21 protein-coding genes are annotated in these 21,292 nt (G+C 72.1%); 9 read left to right on the top strand and 12 right to left on the bottom strand.

The window, feature by feature from the left end; genetic code table 11:
* Positions 1-8 precede the first annotated feature (8 nt).
* Complete coding sequence (whiA, locus tag N801_RS01545; RefSeq protein ID WP_035932344.1) at positions 9-989, top strand: DNA-binding protein WhiA; 981 nt, start codon at positions 9-11, stop codon at positions 987-989.
* 53 nt (positions 990-1,042) lie between these two features.
* Here whiA and N801_RS01550 read toward each other — a convergent pair whose 3' ends face one another.
* Positions 1,043-1,699: a hypothetical protein gene (locus N801_RS01550; RefSeq protein ID WP_052112495.1), complete on the bottom strand. Its 657-nt coding sequence runs from the start codon at positions 1,697-1,699 to the stop codon at positions 1,043-1,045.
* A 174-nt stretch (positions 1,700-1,873) separates the two neighbouring features.
* Between N801_RS01550 and gap the strand changes: the two genes are divergently transcribed.
* The 5 genes from gap (at position 1,874) to N801_RS01575 (ending at position 5,615) form a co-directional block, all read left to right on the top strand.
* The gene (gene gap / locus N801_RS01555; RefSeq protein WP_035932184.1) at positions 1,874-2,878 is read left to right on the top strand and encodes a type I glyceraldehyde-3-phosphate dehydrogenase; all 1,005 of its coding nucleotides are present in this window, start codon (positions 1,874-1,876) and stop codon (positions 2,876-2,878) included.
* Between the two features lie 14 nt (positions 2,879-2,892).
* Positions 2,893-4,110, top strand: coding sequence for a phosphoglycerate kinase (locus tag N801_RS01560; RefSeq protein WP_035932186.1), 1,218 nt, complete (start codon positions 2,893-2,895; stop codon positions 4,108-4,110).
* Between the two features lie 9 nt (positions 4,111-4,119).
* A complete protein-coding gene (gene tpiA / locus N801_RS01565; RefSeq protein WP_035932187.1) occupies positions 4,120-4,929 on the top strand; it encodes a triose-phosphate isomerase in 810 nt (269 codons plus the stop codon).
* A 68-nt stretch (positions 4,930-4,997) separates the two neighbouring features.
* Positions 4,998-5,243, top strand: coding sequence for a preprotein translocase subunit SecG (gene secG / locus N801_RS01570; RefSeq protein WP_035932188.1), 246 nt, complete (start codon positions 4,998-5,000; stop codon positions 5,241-5,243).
* A 21-nt stretch (positions 5,244-5,264) separates the two neighbouring features.
* The gene (locus N801_RS01575; RefSeq protein ID WP_084108033.1) at positions 5,265-5,615 is read left to right on the top strand and encodes an RNA polymerase-binding protein RbpA; all 351 of its coding nucleotides are present in this window, start codon (positions 5,265-5,267) and stop codon (positions 5,613-5,615) included.
* Between the two features lie 9 nt (positions 5,616-5,624).
* On the opposite strand, the gene pgl is transcribed toward N801_RS01575, so the two are convergent.
* From pgl to tkt, 6 genes are read right to left on the bottom strand one after another with little or no spacing between them, the layout of a single operon-like run.
* Entirely contained in the window at positions 5,625-6,377 is a 753-nt protein-coding gene (gene pgl, locus N801_RS01580) for a 6-phosphogluconolactonase (RefSeq protein WP_245618159.1), read from the bottom strand.
* Positions 6,378-6,390: 13 nt separating this feature from the next.
* Positions 6,391-7,530, bottom strand: a complete 1,140-nt coding sequence (locus N801_RS01585) for a glucose-6-phosphate dehydrogenase assembly protein OpcA (RefSeq protein WP_035932190.1) — start codon at positions 7,528-7,530, stop codon at positions 6,391-6,393.
* Positions 7,527-9,071, bottom strand: coding sequence for a glucose-6-phosphate dehydrogenase (gene zwf / locus N801_RS01590; RefSeq protein WP_035932191.1), 1,545 nt, complete (start codon positions 9,069-9,071; stop codon positions 7,527-7,529). Before zwf ends, N801_RS01585 begins: the two co-directional genes overlap by 4 nt.
* The gene (locus N801_RS01595; protein ID WP_035932193.1) at positions 9,071-10,783 is read right to left on the bottom strand and encodes a glucose-6-phosphate isomerase; all 1,713 of its coding nucleotides are present in this window, start codon (positions 10,781-10,783) and stop codon (positions 9,071-9,073) included. The genes zwf and N801_RS01595 overlap by 1 nt, the downstream gene beginning before the upstream one ends.
* The gene (gene tal, locus N801_RS01600) at positions 10,780-11,904 is read right to left on the bottom strand and encodes a transaldolase (protein WP_035932194.1); all 1,125 of its coding nucleotides are present in this window, start codon (positions 11,902-11,904) and stop codon (positions 10,780-10,782) included. The genes N801_RS01595 and tal overlap by 4 nt, the downstream gene beginning before the upstream one ends.
* Positions 11,905-11,910: 6 nt before the next feature.
* The gene (tkt, locus tag N801_RS01605; RefSeq protein WP_035932195.1) at positions 11,911-14,214 is read right to left on the bottom strand and encodes a transketolase; all 2,304 of its coding nucleotides are present in this window, start codon (positions 14,212-14,214) and stop codon (positions 11,911-11,913) included.
* Between the two features lie 160 nt (positions 14,215-14,374).
* Here tkt and N801_RS01610 point away from each other — a divergent pair, with 160 nt between their 5' ends.
* On the top strand, positions 14,375-15,304 hold the full coding sequence (locus tag N801_RS01610; RefSeq protein ID WP_035932351.1) for a heme o synthase: 930 nt from the start codon (positions 14,375-14,377) through the stop codon (positions 15,302-15,304).
* Here the strand turns inward: N801_RS01610 and N801_RS01615 are convergent.
* The 5 genes from N801_RS01615 to N801_RS01635 all read right to left on the bottom strand — a co-directional run bounded on the left by N801_RS01615 (position 15,241) and on the right by N801_RS01635 (position 19,644).
* Complete coding sequence (locus tag N801_RS01615; protein WP_052112496.1) at positions 15,241-16,539, bottom strand: MFS transporter; 1,299 nt, start codon at positions 16,537-16,539, stop codon at positions 15,241-15,243. The genes N801_RS01610 and N801_RS01615 overlap by 64 nt on opposite strands.
* Positions 16,536-17,132, bottom strand: coding sequence for an ArsR/SmtB family transcription factor (locus N801_RS01620; RefSeq protein WP_035932196.1), 597 nt, complete (start codon positions 17,130-17,132; stop codon positions 16,536-16,538). Before N801_RS01620 ends, N801_RS01615 begins: the two co-directional genes overlap by 4 nt.
* Positions 17,133-17,168: 36 nt before the next feature.
* Entirely contained in the window at positions 17,169-18,056 is an 888-nt protein-coding gene (locus tag N801_RS01625; protein WP_035932355.1) for a COX15/CtaA family protein, read from the bottom strand.
* Positions 18,057-18,163: 107 nt separating this feature from the next.
* Positions 18,164-18,934, bottom strand: coding sequence for an ABC transporter permease (locus N801_RS01630; RefSeq protein ID WP_035932198.1), 771 nt, complete (start codon positions 18,932-18,934; stop codon positions 18,164-18,166).
* Positions 18,931-19,644, bottom strand: a complete 714-nt coding sequence (locus N801_RS01635) for an ABC transporter ATP-binding protein (RefSeq protein ID WP_035932199.1) — start codon at positions 19,642-19,644, stop codon at positions 18,931-18,933. Before N801_RS01635 ends, N801_RS01630 begins: the two co-directional genes overlap by 4 nt.
* A 33-nt stretch (positions 19,645-19,677) precedes the next feature.
* Between N801_RS01635 and N801_RS01640 the strand changes: the two genes are divergently transcribed.
* Both N801_RS01640 and pssA read left to right on the top strand, forming a co-directional pair.
* Positions 19,678-20,346, top strand: coding sequence for a phosphatidylserine decarboxylase (locus tag N801_RS01640; RefSeq protein WP_035932200.1), 669 nt, complete (start codon positions 19,678-19,680; stop codon positions 20,344-20,346).
* The gene (pssA, locus tag N801_RS01645; protein ID WP_035932358.1) at positions 20,343-21,254 is read left to right on the top strand and encodes a CDP-diacylglycerol--serine O-phosphatidyltransferase; all 912 of its coding nucleotides are present in this window, start codon (positions 20,343-20,345) and stop codon (positions 21,252-21,254) included. The genes N801_RS01640 and pssA overlap by 4 nt, the downstream gene beginning before the upstream one ends.
* Positions 21,255-21,292: the final 38 nt, after the last annotated feature.

A 21,292-nucleotide genomic window follows, 5' to 3' on the forward strand; every position in this document is an offset into this window, starting at 1 on the left:
TGACCGGCATGGCAATGACGGCGAAGGTGAAGGACGAGCTCAGCCGCCACGAGGTGACGAAACCCTGCTGCCGCAAGGCGGAAGTGGCGTCCACACTGAGGTTCGCCGGGGGGCTGCACATCATCGGGGGACGGATCGTCGTCGAGGCCGAGCTGGACACCGCCAACGCCGCGCGGCGCCTCCGACGCGAGATCCATGAGCTCTACGGGCAGACGGCGGAGGTGCTGGTGCTCGCCGCGGGCGGGCTGCGCAAGGGCAGCCGCTACGTCGTGCGCGTCGTCCAGGACGGCGAGTCGCTCGCCCGTCAGACGGGGCTCATCGACGGGCGGGGTCGGCCGGTCCGGGGGCTGCCCCCGAAGGTCGTCTCCGGGTCGGTCTGTGACGCGGAGGCCGCGTGGCGCGGGGCGTTCCTCGCCCACGGTTCCCTGACCGAGCCCGGCCGCTCGTCGGCGCTCGAGCTCACCTGCCCCGGTCCGGAGGCGGCCCTCGCCCTCGTGGGCGCCGCGCGTCGGCTCGGGATCCAGGCCAAGGCGCGCGAGGTCCGCGGGGTCGACCGGGTCGTCATCCGCGACGGGGACGCGATCGGCGCGATGCTCACGCGGCTCGGCGCCCACGACGCGGTGATGGCGTGGGAGGAGCGCCGGATGCGTCGCGAGGTCCGGGCCACGGCGAACCGGCTGGCCAACTTCGACGACGCCAACCTGCGCCGCTCGGCCCGGGCGGCCGTGGCCGCCGGCTCGCGCGTCGGACGGGCCCTCGAGATCCTCGGGGACGAGATCCCCGACCACCTGCGCGAGGCCGGTCAGCTGCGGCTCCAGCACAAGCAGGCGTCACTCGAGGAGCTCGGCCAGCTGGCCCAGCCGGCGATGACCAAGGACGCGGTCGCCGGTCGGATCCGCCGACTGCTCGCCATGGCCGACAAGCGCGCCGAGGACCTCGGCATCGCCGGGACCGACGCGAACCTCACCCCGGACATGCTCGACTCCTGAGCCACCCGCGCCGAGCGCCGGTTCCGGCGGCGCCGGGCGCGCCGGGGGCGGCGCTACGGGCGCTCGGCGAGCTGCTTGATGGTGCGCGTCATGCGCCAGCTCATGACGGTGCTGACGAGGTTCACCACTTCGACTCCCACCCGGACCGCGGGGCTGGACACCTGGTAGCGCTCCCGGACGTGGAGTCGCGTGCCCACGGGCGTGGCCGGGGCCGGCGGCAGGGGGCTGACGACGAACGCCCACGTGAAGTCCATGCCAGTGCCCTGGGGAGCGGAGCCTCCTTGGCTGGTGGCGACGAGGGCGTGCCCCGTCTCCACCCTGCCCACCCTGAGGACCATGTCGGGGTGCAGGGGGAAGGGGTCCCCGACCTGCGGGTGCTGCCACTCGGGCACGATCCGGTCGGCAGGGTGGATGTCGCAGCCGACGAGGTTCTCGACCCCCGCGAACGAGTAGAACCCGCCCTTGTCCTGGCCCAGCTGCGCGATCCAGGGCCACACCCGCTCCGGTGCCGCGGCGATCGTCACGGCCCGGTCGGCCTGGAGGTCGGCGCGCTCGAGCAGGTCGTCGCCGGGCAGGGTCCGTCTCGACTCCTCGCGGGTCGCCCCGAGCCGGCGGTGGGCGCCCGAGGCAACGATCCCCGCCGTGATGCCCACGACGGTGAGCAGCGGGGCAGCGGCAAGGATCCGGATCGAGCGGGAAAGCGTGGTCATGGCTGCGCCTCTCGTCACCTCCCATCCTGCCGTGTCCCTGCACGGGGGTGGCGGTTACCTGCCAGTACCGCGGACCTCTGGGGGCCGGGTCCGCAGGCGGGGCTAGGCTGGATTTCGTACGGCGGTGCGTGGCGGGTCCACGCACCCACCACCTCTCGGAAGGCAGATCTGCTCGTGACTGTCCGCGTTGGTATCAATGGCTTTGGCCGCATCGGCCGCAACTTCTACCGCGCCGTGATCGCGTCCGGCGCCGACATCGAGATCGTCGCCGTCAACGACCTCACCGACAACGCCACGCTGGCGCACCTGCTCAAGTACGACTCGATCCTCGGCCGTCTCGAGGGCGACGTCACGTCGACCGACACCGACATCACCGCCAGCGGCAAGACCTTCAAGGCCTTCGCCGAGCGTGACCCCGCCAACCTCAAGTGGGGCGAGCTCGGCGCCGACGTCGTCATCGAGTCGACCGGCTTCTTCACCGACGCCACCAAGGCCAAGGTGCACCTCGACAACGGCGCGAAGAAGGTCATCATCTCCGCGCCCGCCAAGAACGAGGACGTCACGGTCGTCATGGGCGTCAACGACGGCGACTACGACGCTGCGCAGCACCACATCATCTCCAACGCGTCGTGCACGACGAACTGCCTCGCGCCGATGGCCAAGGTCCTCAACGACCAGTTCGGCATCGTCAAGGGCCTCATGACGACCATCCACGCCTACACCGGTGACCAGAACCTCCACGACGGCCCGCACAAGGACCTCCGTCGCGCCCGCGCCGCCGCCCTCAACATCGTCCCCACGACGACGGGTGCGGCCAAGGCGGTCGCCCTCGTCCTGCCCGAGCTCAAGGGGAAGCTCGACGGCTACGCGCTGCGCGTCCCCGTCGCCACCGGCTCGGCCACCGACCTCACCTTCGAGGCCGGACGCGAGACCACCGTCGAGGAGGTCAACGCAGCGGTCAAGGCCGCGGCCGAGGGCCCGCTCAAGGGCATCCTCGTCTACACCGAGGACCCCATCGTGTCCAAGGACATCGAGACCGACCCCGCGTCCTGCATCTTCGACGCCGGCCTCACCAAGGTCATCGGCAACCAGGTCAAGGTCGTCGGCTGGTACGACAACGAGTGGGGCTACTCCAACCGCCTCGCCGACCTCGTCACCCTCGTCGGCACGTCCATCTGACCGGAGACCTCCACATGAAGTCGATCGCCGAGCTCGGCGACCTGCGGGGCAAGCGCGTCCTCGTCCGGTCGGACCTCAACGTCCCTCTCGAAGCTGACGCTGAGGGATCACCGGCCATCACTGATGATGGCCGCATCCGTGCCTCCGTCCCGACGATCACGGCCCTCGCCGAGGCGGGCGCACGCGTCATCGTGTGCGCCCACCTCGGGCGGCCCAAGGGCGCGCCGGAAGAGAAGTACTCGCTCGCGCCCGTCGCCGCCCGCCTCGGCGAGCTGCTCGGGCGGGACGTGGCGTTCGCGACCGACACCGTCGGCGACAGCGCCCGCGCCACGGTCGCGGCCGCGCAGGACGGCGACGTCGTGCTCCTCGAGAACCTGCGCTTCAACGCGGGCGAGACCGCCAAGTCGGCCGACGCGCGGGCCGAGTTCGCGGGCCGGCTCGCCGGCCTCGCCGAGGCCTTCGTGTCCGACGGCTTCGGCGTCGTGCACCGGGAGCAGGCGTCGGTCTTCGACGTCGCCCGGCTGCTGCCGTCGGCCGTCGGCGGGCTGGTCGAGACCGAGGTCGGCGTGCTGCGTCGCCTCACGACCGACCCCGAACGGCCGTATGCCGTCGTGCTCGGTGGTGCGAAGGTGTCCGACAAGCTCGCGGTCATCGACAACCTCATCCGGACCGCGGACCGGCTCCTCATCGGCGGCGGCATGGTGTTCACGTTCCTCAAGGCCCAGGGCCACGAGGTCGGCACGAGCCTCCTCGAGCAGGACCAGGTGGAGGCCGTCGCGGGCTACCTCGAGCTGGCGAAGGAGCGCGGCGTCGAGATCGTCCTGCCGGTCGACGTCGTCGCCGCCACCGCGTTCTCCGCCGACGCCGAGCACGAGGTCGTCGGTGTCGACGCGATCCCCGCGGACCGCATGGGCCTCGACATCGGACCGAGGTCGTCCGAGCTGTTCGCCGAGAAGCTCAGGGACTGCCGCACCGTCTTCTGGAACGGCCCGATGGGCGCGTTCGAGATGGCGCCCTACGCGGCGGGTACCAAGGCCCTCGCGGCAGCGCTCGTCGACATCACGAGCGGCGGCGGCCTCACCGTCGTCGGCGGCGGTGACTCCGCCGCCGCGGTTCGCCAGCTCGGCTTCACCGACGACCAGTTCGGCCACATCTCCACCGGCGGGGGTGCCAGCCTCGAGTACCTCGAGGGCAAGGACCTCCCCGGACTCACCGTCCTCGACGAAAGCTGAAGGAACCCGATGGCCCAGGCCACGACAGTCCAGCGCGTCCCGCTCATGGCGGGCAACTGGAAGATGAACCTCGACCACCTCCAGGCCACCCACCTCGTGCAGAAGCTCGACTGGACCCTGCGCGACGCCAAGCACGACCACGGCGCCGTCGAGGTCGCGGTGCTCCCACCCTTCACCGACCTGCGCAGCGTCCAGACGCTCGTCGAGGGTGACCGCCTCGCCATCCGCTACGGCGCCCAGGACCTGTCCCGGCACGCCAGCGGCGCCTACACCGGCGAGATCAGCGGCGTCTTCCTCGCCAAGCTGGGCTGCACGTACGTGGCCGTCGGGCACAGCGAGCGTCGCGAGTACCACGGCGAGACCGACGAGACGGTGCACGCCAAGGTGGCGGCGGCATACGAGCACGGTCTGACCCCGATCTTCTGCGTCGGCGAGGGCCTCGAGATCCGCCAGGCCGGGACGCACGTCGACCACGTGCTCGCCCAGGTCCGGGCCGGCCTCGAGGGGCTCCCCGCAGAGAAGGCCGCGAGCATCGTCATCGCCTACGAGCCCGTGTGGGCGATCGGCACCGGCGAGGTCGCCACCCCGGAGGACGCACAGGAGGTGTGTGCCGCCATCCGCACCCTCCTGGCGGAGCTGTACTCGGGCGACCTCGCCGACCGGGTGCGCATCCTCTACGGCGGGTCGGTCAAGTCCGGCAACGTCGCCGCGATCATGGAGCAGGAGGACGTCGACGGTGCCCTCGTCGGGGGAGCCTCGACCGACCCGACCGAGTTCGCCGCGATCTGCCGCTTCCGCGAGCATCTCAAGACCCACTGACGATCGCGGGTATCCTGTACCGGCGCCCCACCGGGCGATCGCACTCGTCGAACTACCGAAGGAGCACCGTGGACGCGGTACGCATCGGACTCCAGGTCCTCCTGGTCATCGGAGGGCTCTTCCTGACCCTCCTCGTCCTCCTGCACAAGGGCAAGGGCGGCGGCCTCTCGGACATGTTCGGTGGCGGCATGTCGACCTCGCTCGGCGGCTCGTCCGTCGCAGAGCGCAACCTCGACCGCATCACGATCGCCATCGCGGTCGTGTGGTTCACCTGTGTCGTCGGTCTGGGTGTCCTCGACCGTTTCGCTTCCTGACCCGAGAGAAGGCTGATCCCGATGGCCGGTGGTAACGCGATTCGAGGCAGCCGCGTCGGTGCTGGCCCCATGGGCGAGGCCGAGCGTGGTGACATCGCTCCGCGCGTGCACGTGTCGTTCTGGTGCTCGCACGGGCACGAGACCCGCCCGAGCTTCTCGCAGGAGTCCGACCTCGAGATCCCCGAGACCTGGGACTGCCCGCGCTGCGGGTTCCCGGCCGGTCAGGACAAGGACAACCCCCCGGCCCCGACCAAGGTCGAGCCCTACAAGACCCACCTCGCCTACGTGAAGGAGCGCCGCTCCGACAAGGACGGCGAGGCCATCCTCGACGAGGCCCTCGGCTCCCTGCGCGACCGAGGCCTCATCCAGTAGCGCCCGACCTCAGAGCTGCGCGGCCGCGTCCCGGTCGAGCAGCCAGAGGGTGCGCTGCTCACCCTGCACCTGGGCGGCGGAGCTGACGTCGGGCCCGGCACCCCGCAGCCCGTTCGCCACGGCCTCGGCCTTGTCGGCGCCGGCGACGACGAACCACACCTCGCGGGAGCGTCGCAGCGCCTCGAAGGTCAGGCTGACGCGGTCCGGCGGTGGCTTGGGGGAGTCGTGCACGGCGACCGCGATCGCGCCGGTGGCCTGCTGTGCCGGGTGCCCGGGGAACAGCGACGCGACGTGGCCGTCCGGCCCGACCCCGAGGATCATGACGTCGAACCCGCCCGCACCGCAGGCACGGACCTCCGAGGCGTATGCCGTCGCGCTCGCCTCCGCGCTGTCGGAGGCGTCCGGACCCGCGACCCGGTGCACCTTCGCCGGGTCGAGGCCGAGGGTGTCCAGCCCGGCCTCGTCGTTCTGCACGTCGTTCCGGTCGGGGTCGCCGGCCGGAAGGTAGCGCTCGTCGCCCCACCACACCTCGACGCGTGACCAGTCGACCGCGGAACGGGCCGCCAGCGTGGCGACCGAACGCCACAGGTCGGAGCCGAGGGAGCCGCCGGTGAGCGAGACCTGGGCGACGTCGTGGCGCGCCTGGGCGTCGACGAGGGCGGTCACCAGCCGGGCGGCGATGGCGTCACTGAGCTCCTGCTTGCCGGGGTGGACGAGCACCTCGGCTCCCGAGACCTGCCCGATGTCGTTGACTCCGGTCACGGCGTGGCTCCTTTCAGGACGTGGTGCGCCTGGCGCGCGCCTTCTCGAGCTTGCGGGCGGAGGCCTTCTCGACCTGCCCCGGGTCGTCGGACTTGGTCGGCATCGGCGCCTCGACCATCGCCGAGCTGGCACTGACCTTGGCCTCCCGGCTGATCCGGTCGGCGTCCTCGCGGGCCTGCGACACCGACGGGGTGAGGCCGCTGCGCTGCGCCTCGGTCGAGGTGCGACGGCTGTGCGTCACGTCGCCCAGTCCGGCCTGGAGGGCATCCTGGTAGACCTCGTCGGGGTCGAGCCGGCGCAGCTCGTCCGCGAGGCACTCGGCGTCGCTGCGCGGCGGGAGGGCGATCGTCCGCTCGGGGCGGTCCGGCTGGGACAGCGTGGCCGTCGTGCCGTTCTGGGGCCGCACGAGGTCGAGCGGGCCGCTGACCCGGTCGAGCCGGACGCTGATGATGCCGGTGCCCTTGCGCGACGGCACGAGCGTCACCGGGCAGCGCAGCCGCTTGGCCAGCCACCCGGCGAGGAGCTCGGCCGAGGGAGAGTCGGACCCTCCCGTGACGGTGACCGACGTGACCGGCTCGAACGGCGCCTGGTCGAGTGCCGCGGTGAGCAGCGCCCGCCACAGCGTGATCCGCGACCAGGACAGGTCCGTGTCACCGGGCGCATAGGCGGCGGCGAGCCGGCCCAGGGCACTGCGGGGGGTGCCCCTGGCCCGGGAGACGTCGGTGACGCGGCGCTGTGCCATCTCGCCGATGGGGTCCGCTCCGGGGTTCTTGGGGGGGTCGGTCGGCCACCAGGCGACGATCGGCGCGTCCGCGAGGAGCAGGGGCGTGACGACGGAGCGGCCGTGCGCGGCCAGGGGCCCGAAGAGGCGCAGGACCACGACCTCGCTCGCGCCGGCGTCACCGCCGATGCGGATCTGCCCGTCGAGCCGCGCGGCACCACGTCGGTTGGCCGTGACGACGACGATGATGCGGCAGGGGTGCTGCCGGCTCGCGTCGTTGGCCGTCTCGATGGCTGCGTCGGCCTCGTGCTCGTCCACGACGACGACGAGCGTGAGGACGCGGGTGAGCGCCATCGAGCCGGTGTCGGAGCGGAGCCGGACCAGCTTCTTGGCGATGCTGGCGGTCGTGGTGCTGGGCAGGTCGACGATCACGGGAGTCTCCATTCGCGGCCGTCGCGGTGCATGAGCGCGTCGGCGCTGCTCGGTCCCCAGGTGCCGGAGGGGTACTGGTCGATCCGGCCGCCCTGCTTGGCCCAGAACTCCTCGATCGGGTCGAGGATCTTCCAGGAGAGCTCGACCTCCTCGTGGCGGGGGAAGAGCGGCGGCTCGCCGAGCAGGACGTCGAGGATGAGCCGCTCGTAGGCCTCCGGGGAGCTCTCGGTGAAGGCGCGCCCGTAGCCGAAGTCCATCGTCACGTCGCGGACCTCCATCTGCGCTCCCGGCACCTTGGCGCCGAACCGCATCGTCACGCCCTCGTCGGGCTGGACGCGGATGACGACGGCGTTCTGGCCGAGCTCCTCGGTCGCGGTGTCGGCGAACGGCAGGTGGGGCGCCTTCTTGAAGACGACCGCGATCTCGGTGACGCGCTTGCCCAGACGCTTGCCGGTGCGCAGGTAGAACGGGACCCCCGCCCAGCGGCGGGTGTCGATCTCCAGCTTCACCGCGGCATACGTCTCGGTCGTGGACCGGGTGGCCACGCCGTCCTCCTCGAGGTAGCCGCCGACCTCCTCACCGCCCTGCCAGCCCCGGGCGTACTGCCCGCGGGCCGTGCCCTCGGCCAGGTCCCTGGGGAGGCGGACGGCCGAGAGGACCTTCTCCTTCTCGCTGCGCAGGTGGTCGGCGTCGAAGGAGACCGGCTCCTCCATCGCGGTGAGCGCGAGCAGTTGGAGGAGGTGGTTCTGGATGACGTCGCGGGCGGCGCCGATGCCGTCGTAGTAGCCGGCGCGGCCCCCGATGCCGATGTCCTCGGCCATGGTGATCTGGACGTGGTCGACGTAGTGGCTGTTCCAGACCGGCTCGAACATCTGGTTGGCGAAGCGCAGGGCCAGGAGGTTCTGGACCGTCTCCTTGCCGAGGTAGTGGTCGATCCGGAAGACCGAGTCCGCCGGGAAGACCTCCGCGACGATCTCATTGAGCTCGCGGGCGGACGTGAGGTCGTGGCCGAACGGCTTCTCGATGACGACGCGGCGCCACGACCCCGGTGTCGGGGTGGAGAGGCCCGAGCGCTGGAGCTGCTCGCACACCGTCGCGAAGAACGACGGCGGGATCGAGAGGTAGAAGGCGTGGTTGCCCCCGGTGCCGCGCTGCTCGTCGAGCTCGCGCACGGTCTCGGCGAGCAGGTCGAAGGCCTTGGGGTCGTCGAACGTGCCCGGGACGAACCGGAAGCCCTCGCTGAGCGAACGCCACACGTCCTCACGGAACGGCGTGCGGGACCGCTCCTTGACCGACTCGTAGACCACCTTGCCGAAGTCCTGGTCGGCCCAGTCGCGCCGGGCGAACCCGACGAGCGAGAAGCCCGGCGGCAGCAGGCCGCGGTTGGCGAGGTCGTAGATCGCCGGCATGAGCTTCTTGCGGGCGAGGTCCCCGGTCACCCCGAACAGCACGAGGCTCGACGGGCCCGCGATGCGGGGCAGCCGCTTGTCGCGGGGATCTCGGAGCGGGTTGTGGGTGGCGGAGACGCGCGCCGGACTCATCAGGCTCCCGAGGAGGTGGAGAGGGCCGACCGCACCTGGCCCAGCCCGCGGTCGTGCTGGGTGAGGTGGAGACGCAGGACCGGACGGTCGTGGTCGGCGAGCACCTGCGCGTCGCCGCCCGCCTGCGCGGCGAGGAACTCACCGAACGTGAACGTCCGACCGGGGACGGCGAGGTCCTCCTCGGGGTCCGCGGTGACCTGGATGAAGACGCCGTTGGCCGGACCCCCCTTGTGGTACTGGCCCGTCGAGTGCAGGAAGCGCGGTCCCCACCCGAAGGTGACGGGCCGGCCCGTGTGGTCGAACAGGGTGCGGGCGACCTCCTCGAGGTCGGCGTCCTGCTCGCGGTCGAGGTAGGCCATGACCGCGACGTAGCCCTCGGACTCGTCGAGCTGGGACAGCAGCGCCGAGACGGCACCGGGCACCGTGTGCGCCTCGCCGAGCCAGTCACCACCGAGGGCGCGCACCTCGACGGAACCGTCGACGAACGCCGGCGCCTCGGCGGCCGTACCGGCCCGGTCCAGGAGGCCGCGCGCGGCCTCCTTGGCGCTCTCGACGTCGGGCTGGTCGAACGGGTTGATGCCGAGGAGCCGGCCGGCGACGGCGGTGGCGACCTCCCAGAGGAGGAGCTGCGCGCCGAGGGTGCCGGCCACGGTGATGAGCGAGCCGCTGTCGCCGAGCTCCTCGTCGGGGTCGGGGTCGGCGGGACCGGGCTGCTCCGCGGCGATCGAGTCGGGGTGGCGCGGCGGCGCGTCCGCGAGGAGCTCGACCGGGTCGTCGTCGGTGGACGCGACCAGGCGGACGACGTTGGCGTCGTCGTAGGTGTGCCCCGGGGCGGCGCCGTCGGCGACCACCGGGAGGATGCCGGTGCCGTTCTTGCCGGTGGACTCGGCGATGAGCTGCTCGGCCCACGCGCCGAAGCCGACGTTCTCGGTGCCGGCGTCGACGAGGACGAGCTTGTCGCGCAGCGGGTTGGTGCCCCCGATCGCGGCGCCCAGGCGCAGCGCCGGGTTGCCCTCGTCGTCGGCGGCGAGCAGGTCGGCGACCGCGTCGGCGTCGTCGAGGAGCGCGCCGACATCGGCCCCGGCGAGGCCGGACGGCACGAGACCGAAGGCCGTGAGGGCCGAGTAGCGCCCGCCCACGTCGGGGTTGGCGTTGATGACGCGGAAGCCGGCCGCCCGGGCCTCACCGTCGAGCGGGCTGCCCGGGTCGGTGACGACGATGATGCGGCGCGTCGCGTCGATGCCCGCCTCCGTGAACGCCTGCTCGAAGGCGCGTCGCTGCGAGTCGGTCTCGACCGTCGAGCCCGACTTCGACGACACGACGACGGCGGTGCTGTCGAGGTCGGTGGTCACGGCGCGCCGGACGACGTCCGGCGCGGACGAGTCGAGGATGACGATGTCGACCCCGGCGGTGGCGCAGATGACCTCGGGCGCCAGCGAGCTGCCACCCATGCCGCAGAGGACGATCCGGGAGACGCCGTCGCCGCGCAGCTCCTCACGCAGGGCGGAGATCTCCCCAAGAAGGGGGCGGGAGGTCCGGTGCAGGTCGACCCAGGCCAGCCGCTTGCCCGCCTCCTCCTCGGCGTCCGTGCCCCACAGCGTGGCGTCGCGGGCGAAGAGGCGGCTCGCGACCTCGTCGGAGACGAGGGTGGGCACGTGCGTGGCGATCGCCTCGGCGGCGGCGCCGCGCGCGGTGACCTCGATGCTGCTCATCGAGTGGCCTTGGCGAGCTCGGACCTCACACCGTCGAGGAGCTCTTCCCACGCCTTCGCGAACTTGTCCACGCCCTCCTTCTCGAGCTGGGCAGTGAGGTCGGAGTAGGAGATGCCGAGGCGCTCGAGCGCGTCGAGGACCTCGGAGGACTCCTCGTAGGTCCCGGCGATCGTGTTGCCGGTGATCTCACCGTGGTCCTTGACCGCGTCGAGGGTCTTCTCGGGCATCGTGTTGACCGTGCCCGGGGCGACGAGCTCGGTGACGTACATGGTGTCCGGGTAGGCCGGGTCCTTGACCCCCGTGGACGCCCACAGCGGGCGCTGCGGCTTGGCGCCGTCGTCCTCGAGGTTCTTCCACCGAGGGGTCGAGAAGACCTCCTCGTAGGCCTGGTAGGCCAGGCGCGCGTTGGCGATGGCGGCCTTGCCCTTGAGCGACGTCGCGGTCTCGGCGTGCTCACCCGTGATGGCGTCGAGACGCTTGTCGACCTCGGAGTCGACGCGCGAGACGAAGAAGGACGCCACCGACTCGAGCGTGCTGATGTCCTTGCCGCGCTCCCGCGCCTGCTCGACGCCGGTGAGGAAGGCGTTCATGACCGCGCGGTAGCGGTCGAGGCTGAAGATCAGCGTGACGTTGACCGAGATGCCCTCGGCGAGGACGCGGGTGATGGCGGGAAGGCCCTCGACCGTGGCCGGGATCTTGACGAGCAGGTTGGGACGGTCCACGAGCTCGCGCAGCTCCTTGGCCTGCGCCACCGTCCTGTCCGTGTCGTGCGCCAGTCGCGGGTCGACCTCGATGGACACGCGGCCGTCGAGCCCGTCGGTCGCCTCGAACACGGGCAGGAGCACGTCGCAGGCGTCGCGGACGTCCTGTGTCGTCATCGCCGTGACGGCGTCGTCGAGGGTCGCCTTGTCGGCCGCGAGCTGGGCGACCTGCTCGCTGTAGCTCTCGCCGTCGGAGAGGGCCACCTGGAAGATCGACGGGTTGGTCGTCACGCCGACGACACCCTTGGTGTCGATGAGCTCCTGGAGGTTGCCCGACGTCAGCCGCTCGCGGCTGAGGTCGTCGAGCCAGATGGAGACGCCGTTGTCGGCGAGTGCCTTGAGGGGTGCGCTGTCAGTCATGTGAGGTCACTTCCCGGCCGATGCCGCGCTCTTGCGGGCAGGCTTGTTGGTGGTGGGGACGTCGGTTCCGGTGTCCTTGCGGGAGCGGGGTGCGGTCTCGGTGGCACCGGGCACCCCGGTTCCGTCCTGCGCCGCCTTGATCGAGTCCTTGGCCGCCTTGACGACGGCCTCGGGGGTGAAGCCGAACTCGGTGAAGAGGGTCTTGGCGTCGGCGGAGGCGCCGAAGTGCTCGATGCTGATCGAGCGGCCGGCGTCGCCGACGATCTCGCGCCACCCCTGCGCCACCCCGGCCTCGATGCTCACGCGGGCGCGGACCCGGGGCGGCAGCACCTTGTCGCGGTAGGCCTTGGTCTGCTGGTCGAACCACTCGCGGCACGGCATCGACACCACGCGGGTGCGGATCCCGGACTTCTCCAGCCGCAGGCGCGCGTCGAGGGCCACCGAGACCTCGGAGCCGGTCGCCACGAGGATGACCTCAGGGGACTGCTTGCCGTCGTCGCCACCGTCGACGAGGACGTAGGCGCCCTTGGCGACGTTGCTCGCCTTCGCGTGGGTGGACCGGTCCACCGTCGGCAGGGCCTGCCGGCTGAGGGCGAGTGCGGCGGTGGAGGCGTTGCGCAGGATCGCGCCCCACGCGGCGGCCGTCTCGTTGGCGTCGGCCGGACGGACGACGTCGAGGCCCGGCATCGCCCGGAGCGAGGCGAGGTGCTCGATCGGCTGGTGGGTCGGACCGTCCTCGCCGAGACCGATGGAGTCGTGGGTCCAGACGAACGTCACCGGCAGCTGCTGGATCGCCGCCAGTCGGACGGCCGGGCGCATGTAGTCGGAGAAGACGAGGAAGGTGCCGCCGTACGGACGGGTCAGCCCCTCGAGCGCGATCCCGTTGAGGATCATGCCCATGGCGTTCTCGCGGATCCCGAAGTGCAGGGTCCGGCCGTAGGGCCCGCCCTTCCACGCCTCGGTCTGCTTGGACGTGGGGACGAAGGACGGCTCACCCTCCATGGTCGTGTTGTTGGACTCGGCCAGGTCGGCGGAGCCACCCCACAGCTCGGGCATGACCGGCGCGAGGGCGCCGAGGACCTTGCCGGAGGCGGCGCGGGTGGCGATGCCCTTCTCGTCCGCGGGGAAGGTGGGCAGCGCGGCGTCGAGACCGTCGGGCAGCTCACCGGCGACGAGCCGGTCCAGCAGCGAGGCGGCGTCCTTGTTCGCACGGCGCCACGCGGCATACGGGGTCTTCCACGCCTTGTGGGCTGCCTTGCCACGCGCCTTGACCTTGCGCGCGTGGGCGAGGACGTCGCGGTCGACCTGGAACGTCTTCTTCGGGTCGAAGCCGAGGAGCTCCTTGAGCGCGGTGATCTCCTCGTCCCCGAGGGCGGAGCCGTGCGACTTGCCGGTGCCCTTCTTCGTGGGGGCGGGCCAGGCGATCACCGTGTGCAGGCGCACGAGGGTCGGGCGGCTCGAGGTCTTGCTCTTCTCGAGGGCGGCGAGGAGGGCGTCGACGTCCTCGACGTAGTCGGCGGACCCAGCCGGGTCGTTGCTCTGGCGCCAGTCGACGTCGGCGACCTCCCAGCCGTAGGCCTCGTAGCGCTTGCCGACGTCCTCGGAGAACGAGATGTCGGTGTCGTCCTCGATCGAGATCTGGTTCGCGTCGTAGATGACGGTGAGGTTGCCGAGCTCCTGGTGGCCGGCCAGCGAGCTGGCCTCGGAGGCCACGCCCTCCATGAGGTCGCCGTCGGAGGCGATGACCCACACGTGGTGGTCGAACGGGCTCGTGCCGGGCTTGGCGTCGGGGTCGAGCAGGCCGCGCTGGCGGCGCTGGGCCATCGCCATGCCGACGGCGGAGGCGAGGCCGGAGCCGAGCGGTCCCGTGGTGATCTCGACCCCGGTGGTGTGGTGGACCTCGGGGTGGCCGGGGGTCAGCGAACCCCAGGTGCGCAGCGCCTTGAGGTCGCCCAGCTCGAGGCCGTAGCCGGAGAGGTAGAGCTGGATGTACTGGGTGAGGCTGGAGTGGCCGCAGGAGAGGACGAACCGGTCACGGCCCAGCCACGTCGGGTCCGAGGGGTCGTGCGCCATGACGTTCTGGAAGAGGAGGTAGGCCGCGGGCGCCAGGCTCATCGCCGTGCCGGGGTGGCCGTTGCCGACCTTCTGGACGGCGTCGGCGGCGAGGACCCGGACGGTGTCCACCGCGCGCACGTCGAGGTCGGTCCACTTCGCCTTGCGGGCCGTGGGCTTGGCGATGTCGGCCGAGCGCTGCGCGGTGGCTGCGCGGCGATTTCCCGCCTTGCCCGCCTTCGTCGTGGTGGTGGTCACGTGGAGCCTCTCTGACGTCGAACAATGTGATGCAGGTCAAACGGTCGAACCCACCCTAGACCGGAGCGAACCGGTGGGGGCGACTCAGTCCGGCCCCGGCTAGACTCGCCGAGACCGACCGCTCCAGTGCACCCCGAAGGACGCCGTGGCACCCGCTCCGATCACCACCGCCTCGACGGTCGACTCCACGGTCGGCTGGAAGCGAACGGTCGGCGCCTACCTGGCCCTCACCAAGCCCCGCATCATCGAGCTGCTGCTCGTGACGACGGTGCCGGTGATGTTCCTCGCCGAGCGGGGCGTGCCCGACCTGTGGCTCATCGTGGCGACGCTCATCGGCGGCTCGCTCAGCGCCGGCGCCGCCAACACGTTCAACTGCGTCTACGACCGCGACATCGACGCCCTGATGGACCGCACCCGCAACCGGCCGATGGTCACCGGGCAGATCTCGCCGCGTGCCGGCCTGGTCTTCGGCGGCGCCCTCACCGTCCTGTCGACGGTGTGGTTCCTCGTGTTCGTCAACATCGCATCCGCGCTCCTGTCGCTCACGGCCATCGCCCTGTATGCCGTCCTCTACACGATCGTGCTCAAGCGACGCACCTCCCAGAACATCGTCTGGGGCGGGGTCGCCGGGTGCATGCCCACCCTCATCGGCTGGTCCGCCGTGACCGGCTCGGTGGGGTGGCCGGCCGTCATCCTCTTCCTCGTCATCTTCTTCTGGACGCCGCCGCACTACTGGCCGCTCTCGATGGCGTTCAAGGACGACTACACCAACGCCCACGTGCCGATGCTCCCGGTGGAGCAGGGTTCGGTCGTCGTGGCCCGCCAGATCGTCGCCTACAGCTGGGTCATGGTCGCGGTCTCGCTGACCCTGGTCCCCGTGGCCGACATGGGCTGGATCTACCTCGTCGCGGCGGTGGCGAGCGGCGTCGTCTTCGTGGGGGAGGCGCACCGGCTGCTGCGGCTGGCCAAGGCCGGGGCTGCGACCTCGGTGCTCAAGCCGATGCGGCTGTTCCACTTCTCGATCACCTACGTGACGCTGCTCTTCCTCGCGGTCGCCGTCGACCCGCTGGTCCACCTCTCCATCGGCTGAGCCGGCAGGTCCCGCCCACGGCGGTACGGCCCCACGAAGACCGTGAGGGACACCACGGCATGGGTCGCCGCCATGAGCAGGATGGTCTCGCGCACGCCGAGCCACGTGCCGAGGCCGCCGGCAACGAGCCCGGCCAGGGGCATGGTCCCGAAGCCGATGACCGCCGCTGTCGCCGTCGTCCGGCCGAGCAGCTCGGGCGGGGTGTAGCGGATGCGGAACGAGCTGCGGACGACGTTGGCCCCCACGACCCCGACCCCGACGACGAACGAGCCGCTGGCGATCATCGCTGCCCCGAGGCCGGGCTGGGCCGCGCCGACGAGCAACGCCGGCGGACCACCGAGGACCTGGAGCCAGCGCAGCGCCCCCGCCGAGCCGAGCCACCGGGTCGCACGCGTCGCGACGGTGGCGCCCAACAGGCCTCCTGCCGACCCGAGGGCCATGACGAGCCCCACGGACCCGGGCTGCAGGTCGAGCTCGTGGACCATGAAGAGGACGAGCAGCGCGCCGTAGCCGGTGAGCGCGAAGTTGCTGAGTCCTCCCTGGACGGAGAAGAACCGGAGGAAGCGGTCCCGGAAGACGATCTCCACACCCTCGCGGATCTCGCGTCCCAGGGGCAGCGAGGGTGAGGGAGCCGGCGCGGGTCCGAGCTCCTCGGGTCGCAGGCGCGCGAGGCAGACCCACGAGACGAGGAACCCCACGACGTCGACGACGACGGCATACGCGGCGGAGGTGGCTTGCACGAGGAGCCCGCCGACGCCGGGCCCGCCCACCTGCATGGCCGACTCCGTGCCGTAGATCCGCGCGTTGGCGCGCTCGAGGTCCCAGCTCGCCACCACCCGCGGGACGAAGGCGGCGTATGCCGTCCGGAAGAACACCGTGCAGCAGCCGACCGCCAGCGCCGTGAGGACGAGGTGGGGGAGGGTGAGCAGTCCGGTCGCCCAGGCCAGCGGCACGCTGGCCACGGCCGCGGCCGCGAGAAGGTCGGCGCGCATCATGACGCGGCGCGGGTCGGATCGGTCGGTCCAGGCTCCGGCCGGCAGCCCGAGCAGCAGCCACGGCAGCCAGACCGCGCCGGCGAGCACGCCCATCGCCCCAGGGCCCGCGCCGAACTCGGTGACCGCGATGAGTGGGAAGACCACCGTCGTCGTCATCGAGCCGAGAACGCTCACCGCCTCGCCGCCCCAGAGCAGCCGGAAGTTGTGGTTGAGGCCGGCCGGGGGAGCGGCGCCGGTCACGGCTGTGCGGGGAAGCCGCGGGCGAAGACGAGGACCGACTCGCGCTCGGCACCGTCGTCGGGCAGCTCGCGACGCCCCCAGCGCACGAGGACGTCGATGATCTCCTCGGCGACCTCGCGCAGCTCCTCGGGGGTGACGCGCAGCCAGTTCTGGGTCGCGAACGCCGCGTCGTCCCAGGCCGGCACCGTGGCGGCGTTGGCGTTCCACTCCTGGACCCGCTCGAACTGGCGCTGGACGGTGAGGGCCTCGGCGGCATACGCGGCCGTGACGGCGGCCGTGTCCGACGCGAAGTCCGCGCGTGACCACCGGGTGCCCGGGTCGACGAGGCGCCACCAGCGCTCGCGCCGGTCCTTGGCCAGCTCCGGGACCTCGACGACGAGGCCGGCCTCGCTGAGCACCTTGAGGTGGTGGCTCGCCGAGCCGACGGCCTGACCGGTGCGCGCGGCCAGCGCCGACGCCGTCGACGGCCCGTCGACCTTGAGCGCGTCCATCATCCGCGAGCGGAAGGGGTTGGCCATGGCCGAGAGGGCCTTGGCGTCGGTGATCGTGCGGATGCCGTCACGATCCCTGGGGTTGGGGGCGGTGGGGGTCATGCCCTCGACGGTAAACCCACAAGAACTCTTGTGCAACTACTCTTGTGTGATGCTCCGGAGGGCGAGCACGCCCCGGGTCAGGGCCACGACGAGCAGGGCCGCGCCGAGCATGTGCGCGAGGACGAGGACCTCGGGGAGGTCGGTGAGGTACTGCACGTAGCCGATGGCGCCCTGTCCGAGCGTGACGAGCAGGACGTCCCGCCACGCCGTGGCGACCGACGTCGGTGCGGAGGAGAGACGGGTGGCGAGCCAGACGGCGACGACGAGACCGACGAAGAGCATGACGGCGTCGGCGTGCAGCCACGAGATCGTCCGGGGGTCGAAGCCGAACCGGGCCGGGGCATCGGCGTCGCCGGAGTGCGGGCCGGAGCCGGTGACCACGGTGCCGAGGGTGAGGACGACGGCGCCGACGCCGCAGGTGACCCACGCGACCCGGCGCACGACCTCGGGGACGAGCAGCCTCGGCTCGCCCTCGCCCTCGTGGCGGGCGAACCAGAGGTAGGCCGCGGCCGCGACGAGCCCGGCCGAGACGAGGAAGTGGGCGGACACCGTGACCGGGTGCAGCTCGGTGAGCACGGTGACGCCACCGAGGAGCGCCTGGAAGACCACGCCCACGAGGACGGTGACGGCGGCGACCTTGAGTCGCCGGACCGGCGTCCACCGCCACACGGCGACCACCGCGAGGACGGCGATGATGCCGAGTGCGCCGGTCAGCGTGCGGTTGCCGAACTCGATGACCTTGTGGAAGCCCTCGGCCTGCTCCTGCACGGGAACGTAGGACCCGGGCACGCACTCGGGCCACGTGGGGCAGCCCAGCCCGCTGCCGGTGAGCCGCACGAGGCCGCCGGTGACGATGATGCCCACCTGCGCTACGAGGTTGGCGAGGAGGACGAGGCGATGGGCTCGGGGGAGGGGCGCTCTCACCACCGCAGGGTATGCCGCGGCCTCACCGGACCATTCCTCGACCGTCCCTTGACCGGTGCTGGGCCAGCGGCCCTCGGGTGCGCAGGTGTCACCGGCGGACGACGAGGCTAGTCCGACCACCGGAACCAGCGGGCGGCCCCGAGGCCGGCGGCCAGGGTCCACCCCGCGAGGACGAGCCACTGCGCGAGCGGCCAGCCGCCCTCCACGAGGGCGAGACGCATCCCGTCGCCCAGGGCACCGGAGGGCAGCACCCGCGCGAGCCCCGCGACGCCGTCGGGCAGGCGGTCGGTCGGCAGCAGGATGCCCAGGCCGAGCAGGAGGACCCAGACGAGGTTCGCGAGGGCGAGCACGCCCTCGGCCCGGACGGTGCCGGCGAGCAGCATCGCCAGGGCGAGGAAGGCCGCGGCGCCGAGCCCCACGGTGACGAGGGCCGGCAGCACCCCCGCGGGCTCGGGTCGCCAGCCGAGGACGGCGGCGACACCACCCAGCACGACGAGCTGGACGAGGATGACGAGCCCCACGGCGCCGAGCTTGCCGGCGATGAGGCCCTCGCGACCCAGCGGGCCGACCCCGAGGAACCGCAGGACACCCTGGCGGCGGTCGAACCCGGTGGCGATCGCCTGACCGGTGAACGCGGTCGACACCACGGCGAGGGCGAGCACACCCGCGGTCGCGACGTCGATGCGCCGGCCCGGGCCGAGGTCGGGCACGTCGGTCAGGGCCATGCCGACGAGGGCCAGGACCGGGAGCACGAGGGCGACGAGGAGCTGCTCACCGTGGCCGAGGATCGTCGCGGTCTCGAAGCGGGTCTGGGCGAGCCACCGCTGGGCCGACGTGGCCGGACCGGAGGGCACGGAAGGCGCCGTGGGCGTGGTCATCCCCGGGTCCCGACAGTGAGGGCGAAGTAGCGCTCCTCGAGCGGACGTCCCTCGCACACCTCGGCGAGCGACCCCTCCGCCACGACCCGTCCTGCGTTCATGATGACGACGTGGTCGGCGATGCGCTCGGCCTCCTCGAACGAGTGGGTGGTGACGACGACGGCCGCGTCCACCGCGGTCTCGCGCAGGAGGTCCCACACCTCGAGGCGGGCGTGCGGGTCGAGGCCGGCGGTCGGCTCGTCGAGGAACGCGACCTCCGGGCGGCCGACGAGCGCGGCGGCGAGCGCGACCCGCTGCCGCTCCCCACCGGACAGCCGACGCACCGGGCGGTCGGCCACGCGGTCGAGCTCGAGCCGCTCCATGAGGGCGGACACGTCCGCGGGCCCGCTGTGGAGGCGGGCGACGTGGTGCAGGAGCCGCCGCGCGGTCGTCGTGACCGGGAGCCCGCCGTCCTGGAGCATCACCCCGACGCGCGCCCGGTGCTCCGCGGAGGCCCGCCACGGGTCGGTGCCGAGGACACGTGCGGTGCCGGACGTCGGTCGCTGCAGCCCCTCGAGGCACTCCATCGTCGTCGTCTTGCCCGCGCCGTTGGGACCGAGCACCGCGGTGACCTCGCCGGACCCGGCCGACCACGTGGAGTCGTCGACGGCGCGCACCCCGCCGACGACGCGGCTCAGACGGGCGACCTCGACTGCAGACACGGCCGACATCCTAGGCTGGGCCCACTCGACCCAAGGAGTCCCATGGTCACCATCGACCGCGAGGCCGCCCCGGCCACCGCCGTCGCCGCCGTCCCCGCCGTCCTGGCAGCTCTTGCCGGGCGGCCCGGCGCCGCCCTGACCCTCGGCGCGCTGCCGGCGGCCGTCGCCCTGTTCTTCCGCGACCCCGACCGCTCCGCGGACCGGACCCCGGTCGCCGACGACGACGTGGTCTCGCCCGCGGACGGCAAGGTGATGTATGCCGGACCCGGCCAGGACGGTGTCGCGCCCGAGGGGGAGTGGCAGCAGGTGAGCATCTTCCTGTCGGCCTTCGACGTGCACATCAACCGCACCCCGTACGGCGGCCGGCTGCGCGAGGTGACCTACCGACCGGGGAAGTGGCTCGCGGCATACACCCACGAGAGCGCCCACCTCAACGAGCGCACCGACCTCGTCGTCGAGCGCGAGGTCGCGGGACGCATCCGCGTCGTCCACTTCCGGCAGATCGTCGGGCTCATGGCGCGACGCGTCGTCACCCGGGTGTCGGCCGGCGAGGAGATCTCGACGGGCCAGCGCATCGGCCTGATGAAGTTCGGGTCGCGCATGGACGTCTTCGTCCCGCCGGAGGTCGACCTCCTCGTGCAGTCCGGGGCCCGCGTCGTCGCGGGTGAGACGGTCATCGCCCGGTGGCCCGCGGCGGACGGCGCCCCGTGAGCGACGTCGCGTCCGGTCGTCGCCGGCGCTTCGACCGCTGGCGGCTCGTCTCGCCGACCGGCGCGGAGGTCGTCTCGCTCCGGCAGCTCGGCAAGACCGAGCGGTTGCGGGTCACGGCCCCGACGATCTTCACGATCCTCAACATGATGAGCGGCCTGTCGTCGGTGCTCCTGGCGTTCCGCGAGCACTTCACCCTCGCGGCGGTCCTCATCGCCGTCTCGATCATCATGGACATCGCCGACGGCGGCGTCGCCCGCCTCGTGGGGGCCACCTCGCCGTTCGGCCTGCAGATGGACTCGCTCGCCGACCTCATCTCGTTCGGGTTCGCCCCGGCGATCCTCGTGCACACGTGGGCGCTGCCCGACTACCCCATCCTGTCGTGGCTCGCGGCCTTCTTCTGGCTCGGCTGCGCGGCCTTCCGCCTGGCGCGGTTCAACGTCACGGTCGACCCGACGGCGGACAAGCGCTACTTCGTCGGGCTGCCCAGCCCGGCGGCGGCGGCCGTGGTGATGGCGACGATCTTCGCGCTCAACCAGCCCGAGGCGGGCGGCTACGACGCCTCGCTCATCGTCCCCATCGTCATCAGCGTCGTGCCCGCCGTGCTCATGGTCACGTCGATCCGGTTCCGGTCCTTCCGCAACCTCCTGCAGCCGCGCGGGGCGGCCGCCTGGGCCACCACGGTCGCGGGCGCCCTCGCGATCGTCGTCGGCCTCCTGCTCGACCCCGGTCTCACCGGGCTCGTCATCGCCTACGGCTACATCCTCCAGGCACCCCTCGGTGTGCTCACGGCGCCGTTGCGCGAGAGCCTGCTCGGCCCCGACTCGGTGGCCCCGCGACGGCATCGCATGCCGTCCGTCTTCCTGCCCGATGCCGAGGACGACGACGAGGACGAGCGGGACTCGCCGTGACCGGTGCCGGTCAGGGCCCTTCGTCCTCGCGTCCTGAC

The sequence above is a fragment of the Knoellia aerolata DSM 18566 genome, assembly GCF_000768695.1.
GTDB lineage: Bacteria > Actinomycetota > Actinomycetes > Actinomycetales > Dermatophilaceae > Knoellia > Knoellia aerolata.